Annotated in this window: 22 protein-coding genes; 9 read left to right on the top strand and 13 right to left on the bottom strand. The window is 63.5% G+C overall.

What is annotated here, in order from left to right:
* Positions 1-4: 4 nt before the first annotated feature.
* Positions 5-268 (top strand): YjhX family toxin, encoded by a 264-nt coding sequence (locus F812_RS0113490; RefSeq protein WP_020086516.1) that lies wholly within the window; start codon positions 5-7, stop codon positions 266-268.
* Position 269: 1 nt separating this feature from the next.
* Entirely contained in the window at positions 270-770 is a 501-nt protein-coding gene (locus F812_RS0113485) for a GNAT family N-acetyltransferase (RefSeq protein WP_020086515.1), read from the top strand.
* 94 nt (positions 771-864) lie between these two features.
* On the opposite strand, the gene arsH is transcribed toward F812_RS0113485, so the two are convergent.
* From arsH to F812_RS0113460, 5 genes are read right to left on the bottom strand one after another with little or no spacing between them, the layout of a single operon-like run.
* Positions 865-1,662 carry an arsenical resistance protein ArsH gene (arsH, locus tag F812_RS0113480; protein ID WP_020086514.1) on the bottom strand — a complete coding sequence of 266 codons (798 nt, stop codon included), beginning with the start codon at positions 1,660-1,662 and terminating at the stop codon, positions 865-867.
* Positions 1,659-2,078, bottom strand: a complete 420-nt coding sequence (gene arsC, locus F812_RS0113475) for an arsenate reductase (glutaredoxin) (RefSeq protein ID WP_020086513.1) — start codon at positions 2,076-2,078, stop codon at positions 1,659-1,661. The genes arsH and arsC overlap by 4 nt, the downstream gene beginning before the upstream one ends.
* A 2-nt stretch (positions 2,079-2,080) precedes the next feature.
* On the bottom strand, positions 2,081-2,782 hold the full coding sequence (locus F812_RS0113470) for an aquaporin (RefSeq protein WP_020086512.1): 702 nt from the start codon (positions 2,780-2,782) through the stop codon (positions 2,081-2,083).
* Positions 2,782-3,303: an arsenate reductase ArsC gene (locus tag F812_RS0113465; RefSeq protein ID WP_020086511.1), complete on the bottom strand. Its 522-nt coding sequence runs from the start codon at positions 3,301-3,303 to the stop codon at positions 2,782-2,784. Before F812_RS0113465 ends, F812_RS0113470 begins: the two co-directional genes overlap by 1 nt.
* Positions 3,304-3,315: 12 nt before the next feature.
* A complete protein-coding gene (locus tag F812_RS0113460; protein WP_020086510.1) occupies positions 3,316-3,651 on the bottom strand; it encodes an ArsR/SmtB family transcription factor in 336 nt (111 codons plus the stop codon).
* Between the two features lie 171 nt (positions 3,652-3,822).
* Between F812_RS0113460 and F812_RS23890 the strand changes: the two genes are divergently transcribed.
* A complete protein-coding gene (locus F812_RS23890; RefSeq protein ID WP_156827409.1) occupies positions 3,823-4,215 on the top strand; it encodes a hypothetical protein in 393 nt (130 codons plus the stop codon).
* A 110-nt stretch (positions 4,216-4,325) separates the two neighbouring features.
* Here the strand turns inward: F812_RS23890 and F812_RS0113450 are convergent, their stop codons facing one another.
* The 3 genes from F812_RS0113450 to F812_RS0113440 all read right to left on the bottom strand — a co-directional run bounded on the left by F812_RS0113450 (position 4,326) and on the right by F812_RS0113440 (position 7,647).
* On the bottom strand, positions 4,326-5,363 hold the full coding sequence (locus F812_RS0113450) for a DUF4238 domain-containing protein (RefSeq protein WP_020086508.1): 1,038 nt from the start codon (positions 5,361-5,363) through the stop codon (positions 4,326-4,328).
* 210 nt (positions 5,364-5,573) lie between these two features.
* The gene (locus F812_RS0113445) at positions 5,574-6,047 is read right to left on the bottom strand and encodes a VOC family protein (protein ID WP_020086507.1); all 474 of its coding nucleotides are present in this window, start codon (positions 6,045-6,047) and stop codon (positions 5,574-5,576) included.
* A 172-nt stretch (positions 6,048-6,219) separates the two neighbouring features.
* Complete coding sequence (locus tag F812_RS0113440) at positions 6,220-7,647, bottom strand: aldehyde dehydrogenase family protein (RefSeq protein ID WP_020086506.1); 1,428 nt, start codon at positions 7,645-7,647, stop codon at positions 6,220-6,222.
* Positions 7,648-7,894: 247 nt separating this feature from the next.
* Between F812_RS0113440 and F812_RS0113435 the strand changes: the two genes are divergently transcribed.
* The 5 genes from F812_RS0113435 to F812_RS26830 all read left to right on the top strand — a co-directional run bounded on the left by F812_RS0113435 (position 7,895) and on the right by F812_RS26830 (position 11,423).
* A complete protein-coding gene (locus tag F812_RS0113435; protein WP_020086505.1) occupies positions 7,895-8,710 on the top strand; it encodes a hypothetical protein in 816 nt (271 codons plus the stop codon).
* A 113-nt stretch (positions 8,711-8,823) separates the two neighbouring features.
* A complete protein-coding gene (locus F812_RS0113430; RefSeq protein WP_020086504.1) occupies positions 8,824-9,060 on the top strand; it encodes a BolA family protein in 237 nt (78 codons plus the stop codon).
* A gap of 137 nt (positions 9,061-9,197) precedes the next feature.
* On the top strand, positions 9,198-9,539 hold the full coding sequence (gene grxD, locus F812_RS0113425) for a Grx4 family monothiol glutaredoxin (RefSeq protein WP_020086503.1): 342 nt from the start codon (positions 9,198-9,200) through the stop codon (positions 9,537-9,539).
* A gap of 398 nt (positions 9,540-9,937) precedes the next feature.
* Positions 9,938-11,053 carry a paraquat-inducible protein A gene (locus F812_RS0113420; RefSeq protein WP_040498266.1) on the top strand — a complete coding sequence of 372 codons (1,116 nt, stop codon included), beginning with the start codon at positions 9,938-9,940 and terminating at the stop codon, positions 11,051-11,053.
* A 205-nt stretch (positions 11,054-11,258) separates the two neighbouring features.
* A complete protein-coding gene (locus F812_RS26830) occupies positions 11,259-11,423 on the top strand; it encodes a hypothetical protein (RefSeq protein WP_020086501.1) in 165 nt (54 codons plus the stop codon).
* Between the two features lie 598 nt (positions 11,424-12,021).
* On the opposite strand, the gene F812_RS26580 is transcribed toward F812_RS26830, so the two are convergent.
* Together F812_RS26580 and F812_RS0113405 are read right to left on the bottom strand one after the other, a co-directional pair.
* Entirely contained in the window at positions 12,022-12,489 is a 468-nt protein-coding gene (locus F812_RS26580; RefSeq protein ID WP_020086500.1) for a hypothetical protein, read from the bottom strand.
* Between the two features lie 130 nt (positions 12,490-12,619).
* Positions 12,620-13,351, bottom strand: a complete 732-nt coding sequence (locus F812_RS0113405) for a phosphatase PAP2 family protein (protein ID WP_020086499.1) — start codon at positions 13,349-13,351, stop codon at positions 12,620-12,622.
* A gap of 134 nt (positions 13,352-13,485) precedes the next feature.
* Here F812_RS0113405 and F812_RS23880 point away from each other — a divergent pair, with 134 nt between their 5' ends.
* Complete coding sequence (locus tag F812_RS23880; RefSeq protein ID WP_020086498.1) at positions 13,486-14,436, top strand: diacylglycerol/lipid kinase family protein; 951 nt, start codon at positions 13,486-13,488, stop codon at positions 14,434-14,436.
* Positions 14,437-14,460: 24 nt separating this feature from the next.
* On the opposite strand, the gene F812_RS0113395 is transcribed toward F812_RS23880, so the two are convergent.
* From F812_RS0113395 to F812_RS0113385, 3 genes are all read right to left on the bottom strand, one after another.
* Complete coding sequence (locus F812_RS0113395; protein ID WP_020086497.1) at positions 14,461-14,961, bottom strand: flavin reductase family protein; 501 nt, start codon at positions 14,959-14,961, stop codon at positions 14,461-14,463.
* A 176-nt stretch (positions 14,962-15,137) separates the two neighbouring features.
* Complete coding sequence (rpsD, locus tag F812_RS0113390) at positions 15,138-15,755, bottom strand: 30S ribosomal protein S4 (RefSeq protein ID WP_020086496.1); 618 nt, start codon at positions 15,753-15,755, stop codon at positions 15,138-15,140.
* Between the two features lie 277 nt (positions 15,756-16,032).
* Entirely contained in the window at positions 16,033-16,656 is a 624-nt protein-coding gene (locus F812_RS0113385) for a hypothetical protein (protein WP_245257677.1), read from the bottom strand.
* Between the last annotated feature and the right edge of the window lie 134 nt (positions 16,657-16,790).

Genomic DNA, 16,790 nt, shown 5'->3' with positions numbered 1-16,790 from the left:
CTCCATGAACATCTCACGACATGAGCAACGTGCGCTGCACGTTCTGGCCCTTGGCGGCTGCATCCAGCACGAACGCGGCGACGGTCCCAAGGTCACGGCCGTCACATGCGTCACGCGCGAGGGTATGATCCTCGCGGACTTCGATCTCACTATCTTCAACCGATTGCGGCGAAAGCGGCTGATCGAATCCCGGTCGGGCAGCCCCTATCGGATTTCGAAGCGCGGCCGAACCTTTGTCCGCGCGCAACTCGACAATCAGGGGGCATGACATGCTGATCCGCAACGAAACTCCTCGTGACATCCCTACGATCAGCCGGCTTGTCACGGAAGCTCTCCTGCTGCTTCCGCAATCTACGGGAACGGAGGCGAGCATCGTCGAGAAGCTGCGCGCGGACGGCGCACTTCTCCTCTCGCTCGTGGCTGAGGATGAGGGCGAGGCGGTCGGTTATCTGGCCGCTTCCGCGGCGCGGATCGGGACGCAGGGCGGCTGGGGCTTGATCGGCCCGCTCGTCGTTTCGCCGTCGAGGCATCGCCAAGGCATCGGCAGCGCGCTGATGGAAGAAGCCCTGCGCCGTTTGCGGGCCACGGGCCGGGGCGCAGCCCTGGTGGGCGATCCCGCCTATTATGGCCGGTTCGGCTTCCGGGCGTTCCCCGGCCTGGGCGTGGCCGGCTGTCCGCCGGAGGTGGTGCAGGCCTTGCCGTTCGACGGCAGCGAGCCGCGCGGGGAGCTCATTCACCCCCGCGCGTTCGGTCTCGACCAGCAGGAGTGACAGAAGAAGGCCGGGCTGTGCTTCATCGGCGGCGCAGTCCGGCCGCTCTTGCGCCGGGATGGCGTACAGGGGCGTTCGGCAGATGGGTGCGCGGCTATCGGCTTGGCGTGCCTTTGTTTGCGGACGCAGCCGGTCCGCAACATGGCGGCGTGTCGACGGCGGCCGCAAGGTTGACCCGCTTCGAAAGCTCCTCCGCGCTCTCCTTCCGCTCGCTGTAGCGGTCGACGAGGTAGGGAGCGCGGTCACGAAGCAGCAGGGTCATCTTGACCATCTCTTCCATGACGTCGACCACACGATCATAGAAGGCGGACGGCTTCATGCGGCCGGCTTCATCGAATTCGTTGAAGGCCTTGGCGACGGAAGACTGGTTCGGGATCGTGAACATCCGCATCCACCGCCCCAGCACGCGCATCTGGTTCACGGCGTTGAAAGACTGAGAGCCGCCGCACACCTGCATCAGGGCGAGCGTTTTTCCCTGCGTCGGGCGCACGGCGCCCACCGCAAGCGGGATCCAATCGATCTGTGCCTTCAGGATGGCGCTCATGGCCCCGTGTCGCTCGGGCGAGCACCACACCATTCCCTCTGACCATGCCGCGAGCTCGCGCAGCTCCTTCACCTTGGGATGGTCTTCCGGCGCGCCGTCAGGAAGAGGAAGTCCGTCCGGATGAAAGAGGCGCGTCTCGGCGCCAAAGGCCTCGAGCAGCCGCTGCGCTTCGCATGCCAGCAGCCGGCTGTACGAGCGCTTCCGGACCGAGCCGTAAAGCAGGAGGATGCGGGGCGGATGCCGTGACGGGGTCTTCACATCGAGCAATTGCGCGCCGGGTATCTCGAAGCAGGCCGGGTCGATGTTGGGAAGCGTCGGATATGCGCTGGCGGGGCCGTCTGCTGTCATGCGCGCGCCGCCTTCCGCGCCGCGATGATCTCGCCGTCCTCTTTTACGAAAGGGCCGATATCCGGATTCGGCAGGATGTCGATAACGGCTTCCGAAGGCCGGCAAAGCCGCGTGCCGAGAGGCGTCACCACGATCGGGCGATTGATGAGGATCGGATGCGCCATCATGAAATCGATCAGCTCGTCGTCGGTCCATTTGGGATCATCGAGCCCGAGCGCGTCGTACGGCGTGCCCTTCCGCCGCAACAGATCCCGCACGGGGATGCCCATGGCTCGGATGAGCGCCGCCAGCTCCTCGCGCGACGGAGGCGTGACCAGGTACTCGACCACGCGCGGCTCTTCGCCACTTTGGCGGATCATGGCCAGCGTGTTGCGCGAGGTGCCGCACGCAGGGTTGTGGTAGATGGTGATGCTCATGCTCACTCCGCAGGCGACGTTACACCGGGGCGCTCGCTCGGCTGTCGAGCCCCGGCCAGCATAAATACGAACGCGAGAGCCGAAAGCGCTCCAGCGACTTGAACGACGACGAACACCGGCACATCCATCAACCTTATGCCTGCGAACGTGTCCGAGAAAGCGCGTGCCAGCGTCACCGCAGGATTGGCGAACGACGTGGACGCGGTGAACCAGTAGGCGGCCGTGATGTAGAGCCCGACGCTCGTGGCAACGGCCTCGGGTCTGCTCCGCAACGTCAAAAGGATCGTCGCGACCAAACCGAAAGCGGCGACCCATTCGGACAGGGCTTGACCCCACCCGCTTCTGACTTTCTGGGAAAGCTGAAGGATCGGCAAATCGAACATGGCATGGGCCAAGAGCACGCCGGCAATCGCGCCCGCCGTCTGCGCCAGGATGTAGGCCGCCGCTGCCGGAAGCTCGATATCGCGCCGGACGGCGAAGACGGTGGTGACAGCCGGGTTGAAATGAGCGCCCGAGACCGGCCCCAGCATGGTGATCAAAACCACCAGGATCGCCCCGGTCGCCAGCGTGTTGGCCAAGAGCGCCACGGCGACGTTGCCGCCGGAAAGCGCCTCACCCATGACGCCGGAGCCGATCACGGTAGCAAGCAGCAGAGCGGTGCCCGCGAACTCCGCGAGCAGGCGCTGCGAGAGAGACGGCCCCATCAGGCGTCCTCCGGTGCAGCCACGGCCGCGCCTCCGATCTCGTCCAGACGCTTTTGAAGCGACAGCTTGTCGAGCGAGGCGAGCGGCAGGTTCGTGAAGATGCTGATCCGCTGGTAGAGCATCCGATGCGTATCGGCGAAGGCAAAGCGCCGCTCGCTCTCATTGCCCTCGGCCATGCCCGGATCGGGCAAGCCCCAATGGGCGCTGATGGGCTGGCCCGGCCAAACGGGGCAGACTTCATTGGCTGCATTGTCGCAGACCGTGAACACGAAATCGAGGTCTGGCGCGCCCGGCCCCGTGAATTCCTCCCAGGACTTCGAGCGCAACGAAGACGTATCGTAGTTGAGCTTCTCCAAGAGCTCGTGGGCATACCGATGCACCCTGCCGCTCGGCTGGCTGCCGGCGCTGTAGGCCCTGAAACGTCCGGCACCTAGACGGTTGAGGATCGCCTCCGCGATGACGGAGCGCGCAGAATTGTGAGTGCAGAGGAACAGCACGTTGAGCGGCTTCTCTGTTGTCATCGTTGGCCTCCCTTACTTACAGACGCTACGGACCTTCTTGACGCTTGCGCCACAGAGCTGCGGTTTGCCCTGGCAGCAATCCTCGGTGAGGTAAGTCAAAAGCTGGCGCATGCCTTCGACGTGAACCGCGTAACGGATGAACCGGCCGTCTCGCGTGCCGCGGATCAGACCGGCCCGATCCAGCTCCTTCAGATGAAAGGAGGCGCCTGTCGGCGTTGCCCCCACAGCTTCGGCAATCTCCGATGCCGGCAGGCCATTGGGGCCTTCGACCACCAGCAAACGGAAGATCGCAAGGCGCTGCTGATGCGCGAGCGCGGCAAGGGCGGTTACTGCCTGGTTCTCATCCATACACCCACACTACAATAATTATTGTAGTGTGCAATATGAAGAGCAGATGCGATCGCGTTTTCTTTCGAACACGCCTTATCAGGGGAAGGCGTCACAGGCTCGGTCACTTCGCTTCCGATGTGGTATGAACGCGAAGGCCGTCTCCGATTACGCGCTCGGGTGATCGACCTCATGCAGCAGATCGCGCTGATTGCCATTCTTGGCATCGTCATCGTAGACATCGCCTTTCAAAAGGCGACGGGCGCGGTCCCGCAGTCGAGCGTTGCGGGCACGATACTTCTCACGCTGGCTTTTCTCGCCGCGGCAATCGCTGTCGGAACCCATGAGGCGATAGTCAATGCGCGTGGTGCGGGAGGTTATGTCGTGAGCATAGCGCTGGCGGTGCTCGGCGCTTTCGTCGCCGCCAGTCTCAGCAGTATCGTTTTGGATCCGATACTCCGTCTTATGTCCCTGGAAGGCTCAATCGATCCGCGCCCCTGGAGCTTCGTGGCGTCCGCCGGAATGATGCTGTTCGTGCTGATCGGAGCGCGTTTTGGTCTCTCTAAGGGCAAGCGCTGGCGATGAATTGGCCACGCGTCGGTGACGACACGGTGCGCTTGCTGGGTGGTTATCGCTTGGGGGCAGGAGCGGACTGTAGATCGGGGTTCCCGTGCGGCGGCTGGCTGCCTGCGCGTTTAGTCACCGCCCATCGCTATGCCGGTCTTCAGGTGTGGATGTTCCTTCAACAGATGGGCGGCCTCGTCGAACGCGCCTTCGGTGCACAAAATGAAGCGATGCGACCACTGAAACTGCAGCGCGTTGAAGTGCCGGACGTTGTCGGCCGAAGCCATGGCCGAGCCACCGGTCTCGAAGGCGTTGATGATATGCTCGATAGGCTTGAGCGTCTCCTCCATTGCATCGATCTCAACGGCGAGCGCCGCCTTGTTGCCGTTGAGGCCGAGCGTGTACTGTCCCTTCATTTGGCCGAGGTGCTTTCTGGCGGAGTCGCGCTGCTGCAAGAACTGTCCCGCTACGACTGGATGCCAGCAAGCAAGAAGAAGTTTGGGCGTAAGGGGAAAATAGATCTGCACCCCTGGGGATGCGAAGCCGAGCCCGGCATAGATGCTCTTCTCATCGTTGTGCATGACGACGGGACAATCGGAAATCCACAAACCGCGCCCTGCTTCAGGCTCGATGAGGAACCAGACGTACTCTGAGAGAATGTTAGTGCCTTCAACGGCGCCCCGCGCGATGAACTCTAGGTGTTGCAGGCGGATCTCGTTGTCACCCAGCTCGAACTCACCAAGGTTCGGGGCTTCGGGCGCTAAGGCGCGCACTTTGTCGGCGATCACCTTTGTCATTTGCGCAAAGCCTATGCGTAGCCGGGGAACGCGCAGATATTGCACGCAGACGAAGCCGACAAGAGTGCCACGTTCTTGTGCCGAGAGGACTGCGAGAGACCGCGCCGCGATGACCTTTCCCGCGATCTTTCGGTATTCATTCTCAAGCTCGTGGAAGGCGCTCTCTATAGAGACGGAGCCGTGGGCCGCGTCCGCGGTGTAGAAGCCGCTTTCTTTGCAAAGCTTCTGGACCGCCGTTGGTCCCGGAAAGGCGCGCCCGCTGTGCTTGTCGAACACGCATAGTCTTTCTTTGCCAGCCGCTTCGGCAAAGAGGGTCAGGACGACCTCCGGAACATAATGTTGTTTTTCGTTGGCTGGGTTCTTGGCGGTCACGCCGTAATTTTACTGGATTGCGGCTAGACTGGGAAGGCGCCGGTGAGTTCTCAACCAGAATATTGAAGACGTCCGCTTCGGGTCAAAAGCAGTCATCTCACATAACGCGTGAAGGTCCCGGCTTTTGCCGGGATTGGTTGTGGGGCGTTCGGCCTTGGAGGGTGGTTCGGCGTCGCTTCTTAGAGAGCGCTTAGATAGTCCCGGCCCCGTTCACCCGCGCCGGGCGGCTTCGATGGCGGCGATGTCGATCTTGCCCATGGTCATCATCGCCTCGAAGGCACGTTTTGCTTCCGCCCCGCCGGCGGCAAGTGCCTCCGTCAGCACGCGCGGCGTGATCTGCCAGGAGATGCCCCACTTGTCCTTGCACCAGCCGCACGCGCTCTCCTGGCCGCCGTTGCCGACAATGGCGTTCCAGTAGCGGTCTGTCTCCTCCTGATCGTCGGTCGCGATCTGGAACGAGAAGGCTTCGGTGTGCTTGAAGGCCGGGCCGCCGTTGAGGCCGAGGCACGGAACGCCCGCCACCGTGAACTCCACGGTGAGAACATCGCCCGCCTTGCCGGACGGATAGTCGCTCGGCGCGCGGTGAACAGCCGTGACGGTGCTGTCGGGGAAGGTCGCCGCATAGAACCGCGCGGCAGCCTCGGCATCCTTGTCGTACCAGACGCAGATCGTGTTCTTGGCCATGGCGTCTCCTCTCGTCCCGGGAAGGGTTGATGCCTCAAGGACGACGGCGATCCTGCCTATCCGACATCGCGCCGCAACTTTTTCCGCCGTGGCTGCCAGATGAAAGCCGGTCCGGCACTCGACGGCTTAGCCCTCAGCGTTGCCGGACCATGCAGACGCGCCTCTCCTGGCGCTACTCGCCCCAGCCGCCGATGGCCTTGACCTCGAGGTATTCCTCCAGGCCGAAGCGGCCCCATTCGCGGCCGTTGCCCGATTGCTTGAAGCCGCCGAACGGCGCACGGCGGTCGTTCATGACGCCGTTGAGGTTGACGTTGCCGGCCCGGATGCGCCGCGCGACGGCGCGAGCGTGTGCGATGTCGCCGGACGAGACGTATCCCGCGAGGCCGTAGGGCGTGTCGTTGGCGATGCGCACAGCCTCCTCCTCGTCCTTGTAGGCGAGGATCGAGAGCACGGGGCCGAAGATCTCCTCGCGCGCGATCGTCATCTCGGGCGTCACGCCGGCGAACACGGTCGGACGCACGTAGAAGCCTTTGTTCAAGCCCTCGGGGCGGCCGGGGCCACCCGCCGCGAGCGTTGCGCCTTCTGCCACGCCACTTTCGATCAGACGCTGGATTTTCTCCCACTGCGTGCGATTGACGACGGGGCCGAGATCGATGCCCGCCGTGCGCGGGTTGCCGACGCGGAGACTGTTGGCGACGCCCGCCGCGATCTCCGCGGCCTCCTTCATGCGCTCGGCCGGCACCAGCATGCGCGTCGGCGCGTTGCAGGACTGGCCGGAATTGTTGAAGCAGTGGCGCGTGCCGCCCGCCACGGCCTTCTCGAAGTCTGCGTCGGGCAGAATGATGTTCGGCGACTTTCCGCCGAGCTCCTGAGTCACGCGCTTCACGGTGGGGGCGGCGCGGATCGCCACATCGATCCCGGCGCGGGTCGAACCCGTGAACGAGATCATGTCGATGCCGGGATGGGCACTGAGCGCAGCGCCAACCTCTGGGCCCAATCCGTTGATCATGTTGAACACGCCCGGCGGCACACCGGCTTCGTGCAGCACCTCGGCCAGGATGAGCGCCGCGGTCGGCGTGTATTCGGACGGCTTCAGAACCATGGTGCAGCCTGCGGCCAGCGCGGGGGCGACCTTGCAGGCGATCTGGTTCAGCGGCCAGTTCCACGGCGTCACCATGCCGGCGACGCCGACCGGCTCGCGCACCACGAGCGCGTGGCCCAGGCGCTCCTCGAACTCGTAGGTCTTCAAGGCTTCGAGCGTCGTCATGAAATGGCTGAGGCCGGAGCCCGCGTGAGCCCGCTCGGCCAGCGTGAGCGGCGCACCCATCTCATCCGACACCGCGGCGCCGATCTCCCTCATGCGCCGCGAGTAGATCTCCATGATGCGCGTGAGCAGCGCCACGCGCTCCTCGCGCGTGGTTGCGGCGAAGGCGGGCCAGGCCTCGCGTGCAGCGGCGACGGCGCTGTCCACATCGGCGGGGCTGCCGAGTGCGATCTCGTAGAGCGGCTCCTCGGTCGCAGGATTGACGACCGGAAGCGTCCGCAGCTCCTTCGGCTCGACCCACGCTCCACCGATGTAAAATTTCGTCCGCTCCGTCATGTCGATCGTGTTGCCTCCCTGAACAGACCCAGGCGTCTCTCTTCGCACGCAAAACCCTGCGGGGCCAGCCCTAGGGCCGCGACTCCTTGTATCTGCGCCCGCCTATTCGGAAATGAAAAAATAACCAGTTTCTTCCTTTTATTTTCTTGGAAATTTCGCGATTTCTATCCGGCAAATTTCTCGAATAGATAAAAGTTTAAGTTTGCGGGCGGATACTGGCTCTCAAGTTTCAAGGGGAGTTTCAGTAATGCGTACCGCGACCTTCACCCTCGCCGGGCTCTTGACTGCGGCCCTCGTTCCTCTTTCGCTGGATCATCATCCTCAAAGCACGCCCGCGCCCCGGATTTCGCAGTCCATCATGGGACCGAGCATCCAGGCTTCGGTGCTCACCGCGCTCGCGACAGCCAAGCGCAACAGCGAAATTGAAAGATCGCTCATCGTTTCGAAATTGGCTCGCGGCAAGGAATTCGCCGTGGCGCGCAATCGTGAAATCGACGCCTCTATAATCGCGAGCGCTGCCGCGAGGCCGGCGCTCTTCGCCGCCGCGCGCATGCAGGAACTCGACGCCTGGCGCGTGCGCGCCGAGAAGTTCCAGATCGCCGTTTTCGTGGCCGCTCGCAACGCCGAGATCCATCAGTCGCTCGCGCGCCATCAGATCGCCCGCCCGGCACTTTTCCAAGAAGCGCGTAATCAGGAGATTGCCCGCTCGATGGAGATGGTGGAAAGCGTCCGCACGGCAGCCTTCGCGGCCGAGCGGAATGCGGAGATCGCCGCATCGACGTCCGCCTACGAGGCCCAGCGCACCCAGATGTTCGCGGAGGCCCGCAATCGTGAGATCGAGACGAGCCACGCGCTCGTCGAGCGCCAGCGCGAGATCGCATTCGTCGCCGCCCGCAACGCCGAGATCGAGCTCTCGATGGCGCGCGTGGCGGGGGATTCGAACTTCGTGGCGCTGGCCCGCATCGCGCCCTACATCGCCCAGACGGGCCACCTCCATACCCGCAATCTCGATGCCGGCCGGATCGAGACCGGCAGCATCAAGACCCTTGAGCCCGCTCGCTGAACGCGAGAGGAGGCACAACCGCCGCGCGTCTTTCCCTTCGTTTTCTCTCCCTGTAGACTTGGCAAGGCCGCCCGCCCAGGCGGCCTTGACCGTTTCAGGAGACCCTACGCCCCATGCCCATGGACCCGACCGAGATCGAGCGGCTGATCAAGACCAAGTTTCCGGATGCCACCGTGGACATCCAAGATCTCGCAGGAGATGGCGATCATTATGCTGCCCGCGTGGTAAGCCGTGAATTCAAAGGCAAATCCAGGGTGCAACAGCATCAGATGGTCTATGACGCCCTCGGCGGGCGCATGGGCGGCGTGCTGCACGCCCTGGCGCTGACCACCGCCGCGCCGCCGGAGTAAGACGAGGCCGCCGTGCGCGCGCCCTGCCCGGGCGTGCCCAAGCGCGCATTGACAACTGCCCAATCGACGCCACATCTACCGGCACGATTTCAGACCGGCGCGCTTGCCGCCGGGCCCAGACCAGGAAGGCTCCGACTATGACCGATGCGGCCGTGAACGATGCGATCAAGAAGACCATCGACAGCAACGACGTGGTTCTTTTCATGAAGGGGACGGCCAAGTTCCCCCAGTGCGGGTTCTCCGCGCAGGTGGCGCAGATCCTCAACCACCTCGGCGTGCCCTACAAGGACGTCAACGTGCTGGAAGATCAGGCCCTTCGTGAAGGCATCAAGGCCTACACCAACTGGCCGACCATTCCCCAGCTCTACGTGAAGGGCGAGTTCATCGGCGGCTGCGACATCGTCCGTGAGATGTTCCAGGCTGGTGAGTTGCATGCGCTCATTCACGAGAAGGGCATTGCCCATACCAACCACGGCTAAGACCGCGGACCGCTTCGTGGCTTCTGCTCCGAGAGGGGCTGGATGCGGCTGTCGCCCCGGTCGAGCACGGCTTCTCCCCTAACGCGACGCATGGCTGCGATGTGTCTGGATCCCGGCCTCCGCCGGGATGGCGGGATAGAGAGGGAGCACGTCGCCGTAGCGCGACGTCCACCTGGCGCCGCACTTTTCGGCGGCGGCTCATATCCTCCACGGCAACGGCCGGGGGTGGGCGATTTCCGCCTTGAAACGGACGTCGAGGTTTAAGCTATCCGCGGCCAGGCGAGCACTTCGGCCGAGCCAGCGGGCGCAACCCTACATACCCGGTCAAAGTTTTGACGCCGGGGCCGCCTCTAGTTCATTCTGAGCGGCGTGACTGGGTGCAGGGCTTGGATCGGGCGATGAGGCTGGGCGGACGGCGATTTCTGTTGAGCCTCGCCATCATCGGGGCGGCGGTGTGCCTCGCTCTCGGCATCTCGCTGCCGATCATCCGGCTCACCAAGTACGTCTTCTGGACAACCGAGCATTCGCTGCTCTCGACAGTTCAGGTGCTGATCGAGGACGGGCAGACGTTTCTCGGCGGCACCGTTCTCATCTTCTCGATCGTGCTGCCGGTCCTGAAGCTGCTTTATCTCCTGCTCGTCTCCACCCTCCCCGCCGTCGAGATCACGCGCCAGCAGCGCAGGCTCAAGGCGCTCGAGTGGCTCGGCAAATGGTCGATGCACGACGTGCTCGTGCTCTCCCTCACCATCTTCTTCATCAAGGCACAGGGCTTCTACGACGCGGCGAGCCTGTCGGGCGTTTACTTCTTCACGGCCGCGGTCGTGCTGATGATCCTCTCCTATGCCTGGCTGCGCACGGAAGGTCTGGCGGCGATGCGCGAGCCCGTGACGCAGACGGCGATGACGCGCCCGCTCTCGCCGTTCCGCAACTTCGTGCTCTCGTTCCTGATCATCCTGGCGACGGTGTTCTTCGCGCTCGGCATCATCCTGCCGGTGATCCGCTTCACCACCATCTACGTGTGGACCAACGAGCACTCGATCGCGACCATCATCTGGGCGCTGTTCGAGAACGAGGAGTACTTCCTGACGGTGGTGCTGTTCCTGTTCTCGATCTTTTTCCCGTTCCTGAAGCTGTTCTATCTGCTCACGCTCGTCACCTCTCCCGACATCCCGCCCGAGTTCCGCAAGAAATCGATCTCGACCATGGAATGGCTCGGCCGGTACTCGATGACGGATGTGATGGTGCTGGCGCTCATGATCTTCTACGTGAACTCGTCGGGCTACACGGAAGCGACCGTGCTGCCGGGCGTCTATTTCTTCGCCGCCTCCGCCATCATCACGATGCTCGCCTATGGGTGGGCGAACTCGGTCCCAGCCGCCCGTCGCGCGCAAACTGCCCCTGTCGCCGAGCCTCCGCCGCCCTCGCCGCCTGCGCCCAAAGCCACGCAAGAGGACGACACCTCGCATATCGTCTCCTTGCCCACGAACCCGGGGCGGCGTCACCGTCCGGCTTAGGCCGTCCGTATCAGCCGTGGTGCGAGGCGCCGGGGAGCTGCACGGTGCGGCTCGCTTGTCTCTCCCTCTTTTCCTTTGCTGGATTTCTGAACGATAGCAGCCCGCTTCATGGCTTCTGTGGGTGCGTCCACGCGCGCGGATTGACAGCGCAAAGACCTCGGCGCAAAATATGTATTAATAATACATCTTTAAAAAAGGTCGTCTCATGGTCCTGCTCGATTGGGTTGTGCGCCTGTTTCTCGCGCCGGGAGATCTCGTCCGCCGGCGCCTCGGCATCACCGTCGAGGAGGATGGCGGCATCATCCGCTCGTTCGTAAACATGTGCGTGTGGGGCCTCGTCACTGTAATTGCGGTCGTTTATCTGCATTGACCCGAGCGGCGCCGTCATGCGCCGCGCCGCACCCCATTTCCTTGCGCCCACCAACTCCATGGCCGGGCGTGGGCCGGCCGATCCAGGGCCGTTGCAGCAAGCTGCCCTGGATGACCGCCTGTCGATGCGAAGCATCGCTCCGCGACGAGGGCGGTCATGCTGTTTATGGGAAGCGTCGTCGCACCGTGGCGGATGGCGAGGCCGCGTCGAGTTGAAAGCTATCGGTGGATCGCGCGACCAGTCACCGACGGCTGCATTCTGGAGCGTGTCTGGATCCCGGCCTGCGCCGGGATGACGAATGCGGTGGAGGCGTCACCCGAACACACCGCCGGGGCGGTCGGCCTGGATGCCATCAGGACGGAGGCTGCTCGCCTCCGCATTCGGCCGGCCTGCGACGGGATGACGGGAGATGCAGCGCGCCACTCAGCGGCTTCATGCGGTCACGACGCACCGTTTCGGTGGCTCGATCAGGCTCTAAAAGAAAAAGAAGCGCAGGCCTTTGCGGCTCGTGCATACGGCCGAAACGAGGTCGAAGCGCGATCGCTCAAACAAACGGCGCCTGCACGGGGCTGTCCCACACAGGCGCGAATTCGGAGGTTCAGGTGCGCGTGAGATCTCTCTTGGCGTACTGTTTCCGGATGTATTGTTTTTTCGCGTAGCGCTTTTTGACTACGTTCTGCTTGTCGTAGCTCTTGGCTACGTCGTCCTTCTTTGCGTAGGCCTTCCGTTTCGCAGCGGCCTTGTAGGCGTACTGCTTCTTGGTGTCGGCCTTGGCTGCGTAGTGCTTCTTGGTGGCCGGCTTCTGAGCGTAGGTCTTCTTCTTCTGAAGCGAAGCGACCTTTGCCTTCTTGATCTCTCCCGCATCCGCGAGAGCACCAATACACCGTGAGGAAAGCCGGGGTCCGACATCCCTCATGCACTGTCGGAGGCCGGGGCTTCCGACAGCATGCATGCTGCAATGAGCGAAGTAGTCATCGCGGCATGCCAGTTTCACCGCCAGACTGACGGCGTGGACATTACTCACTGAGAACGCGAGCGCTACGACTGCAAGGATCGTGGCTTTCATGGGGTGTCCTCCGTGGCACCCCAGTAATTCACCAGATTCTCGTTATTTTGGCTAAGTCTTTAGCTCCATTTCGCCGCTGACTTTCTGACGAAGATACTGGCGTCACGTAGATTACGCTCGCTGCACATGCTCAGCGGCGCGTGCCCGTCGGCTGCAGGCGCAGCAGCAGATACCAGCACATGAGCACCCAGCTGCCGCCGATAGCCCACCCGGCGAGCACGTCCGTCGGCCAGTGCACTCCAAGATAGATGCGGCTCAGGCCGACCATCAGCGCGATGGCGACACACACCGACAGGATGAAGATCTTCACGCGGCTGCTCGCCTCCACGCGCGCCAGCATCATGCCGAGCATCAAGTAGACGATCGTCGAGTTGGCGGAGTGGCCCGAGGGAAAACTCTCGGTCGTGACATAGGCGCCGTGCGCCACGATGTCCGGGCGGGGGCGCGCAAAGCCGAGCTTCAGCAGACGATTGACCCCAGCCCCCGCGGCGACGGCGAAGATGAGGAAGGCCGCCTTCTCCGGCGACCGGGTCATGAAGAGGTATCCGGCGACGACGATCACGGCGAGCGTCAGCACAACCGTGCTGCCGAGCGCGGTGACATCGCGCACCATCTCCTCGAACCAGAGGGGACCTATGGGATCGGCCGGGTTGCCAGGCTCGCGCAGCGCCAGCAGGACCCATTCGTCGAAGCGGCGCGTATGGCCTTCCATCACTGCATCTGCGAATTGGGCGAAGCCGAACCCAGCCGCGCCCACGGCGGCCACGGCCAGAAGGGGCTTGAGCTCGAACCAGCGGGCCGGCGACGACAGCCCCACTCCTGTCTTCTGCTCGGGCACGGCTTTGTGCGGTTCCTCGGTCATTCTCCCCCCTTTGGGTGCGGCATCCCCGGCAGATCCCATTCTTGATTCACGATTTTTCGCCCCCAGATCTAGCGCGCAACCAAATCCCGCCGCAGTGCATTTTCGGAGCGTACACTCGAAACGGAGCGTTCAACTTGGCTTTCGACGTATTCGTTCCCGCAGGACCGGATGAGCCCCCGCAAAACCGCAACCGCGGGCTCGCGTGCCGGGCTCTCGTCAACCTCCGCGCCGGAACCGCGCTCGGATTATCGCCTGACGTCATGCGCGAAACGATCCGCAACGCGTTTGCGGCGCAGGGCTACGATATCACGGTGGAGTGTCTGCCCCCGGACGCGATCGAGCCCGCCATCGTGCAGGCGGTGAAGGAGAAAATCGACATTTTGATCATCGGTGGCGGGGACGGCACGGTGCGCACCGCCGCGCGCCATCTCGCCGGCAGCGACATCGCCCTCGGCATCCTGCCCCTCGGCACGATGAACCGGCTCGCCAAAGACCTCGAGATCCCGCTCGATCTCACGCAGGCGGCCCAATTTCTCGCTCGCGCGAAGCCGATGAAGATGGACGTCGCCAAGGTCAACGGCAGCCTCTTCCTCTGCAATTCGCTGATGGGAGCAACGCTCCGCTATTCGGTGGGGCGGGCGCGTCTGCGCGGACGGCCGGCCACTGAACGGCTACCGAGGTATTTCGCCCTCATCCGGGAAATTCTCGCCAGCCGCCGCAAGATCTCGATCGCAGTCGACAACGGCAAGGAGCTCATTCGCATCCGCGCGCTGTCCGTAGCCGTGACCAACAACGGCTACGACGAGGATACGGTGTGGCTGCGCCGGTCCAAGCTCGATCGCGGCAAGCTCACGATGTACGTCTCGAAGCATCGGAGCGGCTGGGGCTTGGCGAAAGCGCTGCTGCGCGCGCTGCTCGGCCGATGGGACGATCCCGAGATGACCAAGATAACGGGAACGGGGTTCGTGATTCACTCGCCGCTCAAGCGCAAGCGCCTCGCGAACGACGGGGAGATCAGCAAGTTCGACACGCCGCTGCGGTACGAGATCGTGCCGCGCGCTCTGACGGTGCTGGCGAAGGGTTAGATGGCCATTCGGAACGGCCGCACGTCAGGACTTCGAAAAGCGCGTGGGGAATAGCGCCGCCGCGCCGTCCATCGTTCCGGTGTCGCGATAGGCCAGAGGTATCGCGGTCTTGTCCCGCAGCTCACCGCCTGTCACCCGCCCGACCACCAGCACGTGATCGCCGGCCCGACGCTCGTCCTCGACTGCGCACTCGAACCAGGCAATGGCATCGTGCAGCAGCGGCATCCCGGTGCTGCCCTTCGTCCAGCTTACCGACGCCAGCTTGTCGACACTGGCCGGCCGGCCGAAGTGAGCGGCGAGCGCCAACTGCTCCTTCGAGAGCACGTTGACACTGAAAGCGCGCCCGCGCTGCAGCAGAGCATACGAAGCATGGCGGGGATTCACGCTCAACGCCAGAAGCAATGGGTCGAACGAAACCTGCATGACCCAGGCGGCCGTGAAAGCGTTCTGCTCTGCTGCATCACCGACGCCGATCACGTAGACGCCCTGCGTGAGGCGTTGAAACAGTGCTGCGATGTCACTCATTGCTCCGTCTTCTCCGTCTCCGGATCTCGCACCCGCGCGCTTTACGAAGCGACCATGCTCGGCCTCGGTTCCAAAGTAAAAAAGGCCGGCGTCTGGGACGCCGGCCTTTTCCGAATTCGATGGCTGGGTATTGCCCAGCGAGTAGGACGCTCAGATAGCGCGAGTAGAACGCTCGTTTAGCGCGAGTAGAACTCGACCACGAGGTTCGGCTCCATCGTGACCGGATAGGGCACGTCGGAGAGAGCCGGAACGCGGGTGAGCTTCGCCGTCAGCTTGTTCTGGTCGACGTCGATGTAATCCGGGATGTCGCGCTCGGCGCTCTTCAGCGCTTCGAGAACGAGCGGAAGCTGGCGCGACTTCTCCTTCACCTCGACCACGTCGCCGATGCGAACGCGGAAGCTCGGGATGGTGACGCGGCGACCGTTCACGGTGATGTGGCCGTGCGAGACGAACTGGCGGGCCGCGAAGACGGTCGGCACGAACTTGGAGCGGTAGACGACGGCGTCGAGGCGGCGCTCGAGCAGGCCGATCAAGTGCTCGGACGTCGAGCCCTTGAGACGGGTGGCCTCGACGTAGAGACGCGAGAACTGGCGCTCGGAGAGGTTGGCGTAGTAGCCCTTGAGCTTCTGCTTGGCGCGGAGCTGCTGACCGAAGTCGGACAGCTTGGACACGCGGCGCTCGCCATGCTGGCCGGGACGGCTCTGGCGCTTATTGAGCGGGCTCTTCGGACGGCCCCAGATGTTCTCGCTGAGGCGGCGGTCGATCTTGTGCTTGGCGCGAATGCGCTTCGTCATGGTAACGGCACTCCAAGAGTTGCTGTTGGTTTGTAGCCTGGAGCGCCCCCTCCTCTGCCCGTCCTGTCCCTCGCGGGTGTAACGGGCCGACAGGTCAAACCCAAAAAGGGGTCTGCCGCGGGTGCGCGAAATAGAACGCGGGCCAAAGCGGCCCGCGTCGTGAGAGCTTCCTTAGTCGAGAGCAGAGGCGGCGTCAATGGGCGCCGTTAATCATAAGCCCCGCCAGACGCCCGAATTTCTGGGCCGATGCCCCAATCAGCGGCGGTTTGCAGGGGCCTTACTTCTTCTTTTCGGCCGCCGGGGCTGCCGCTGCACCCGTGGTCTCGGGCGAAGCCGCCTTCTCGTTCGATGCGAGTGCCGGGCCGGCCTTTACGTAGGCGGCGACCAGATCCTTCACCTTCTGACGCTGCTCCTCGGTGCAGGTCTGGGGCGGGGTCTGCTTCTCGTCCACCACGACTTCCTTGTCGCCGTCCTTCTCGACCAGCTTGATCTTGCCGGAGAGCAGCATGACGGTCGTGAGGTGGAGCTGGTTGATGTACAGCGTTTGCTGGTCGCTCCACTTTTTCTTGTCGACCTCACGCTTCATCAGAGAGCGATGGTTGAGCGTCTGCTCCTCGGGGAGGTTGCAGACCTGCGCGTGGGCGGAAATACGGCCGACGCGGACGACCTCACGGGCCACATCGAGCGGCACCATGGCCTGCTCGCGCTTCGTCTTGTCGACGACGATAACGGTGCCGTCCTTCTTGCTGAACTGCTGGGGCGTGAGCGACCAGGCGTAATCCATGATCACCTGCACGGACTTATCGCTGAGTTCACCCTCGCCGGCCGAAGCGACCGTCGGAGCCAGCGCCATCGCGCCCGCTGCTGCTACGGCCATACCGAGCCATGCTCTTTTCGCCATGATCATCGTCCGCATCATTTGCCCCTGCTGCGATCTGTTTATTGTCCCGCCACGAGCCCAGGCCCGGTTCGCCTCCGGGTGCTGGTTGAGCCGTGTTTGCGGGCATCGCTCTGCCCAAAAACTGGCAAGATCAT

Source organism: Hyphomicrobium zavarzinii ATCC 27496 (genome assembly GCF_000383415.1).
Lineage (GTDB): Bacteria > Pseudomonadota > Alphaproteobacteria > Rhizobiales > Hyphomicrobiaceae > Hyphomicrobium_C > Hyphomicrobium_C zavarzinii.
This window is presented reverse-complemented; position numbering and strand designations above follow the sequence as displayed.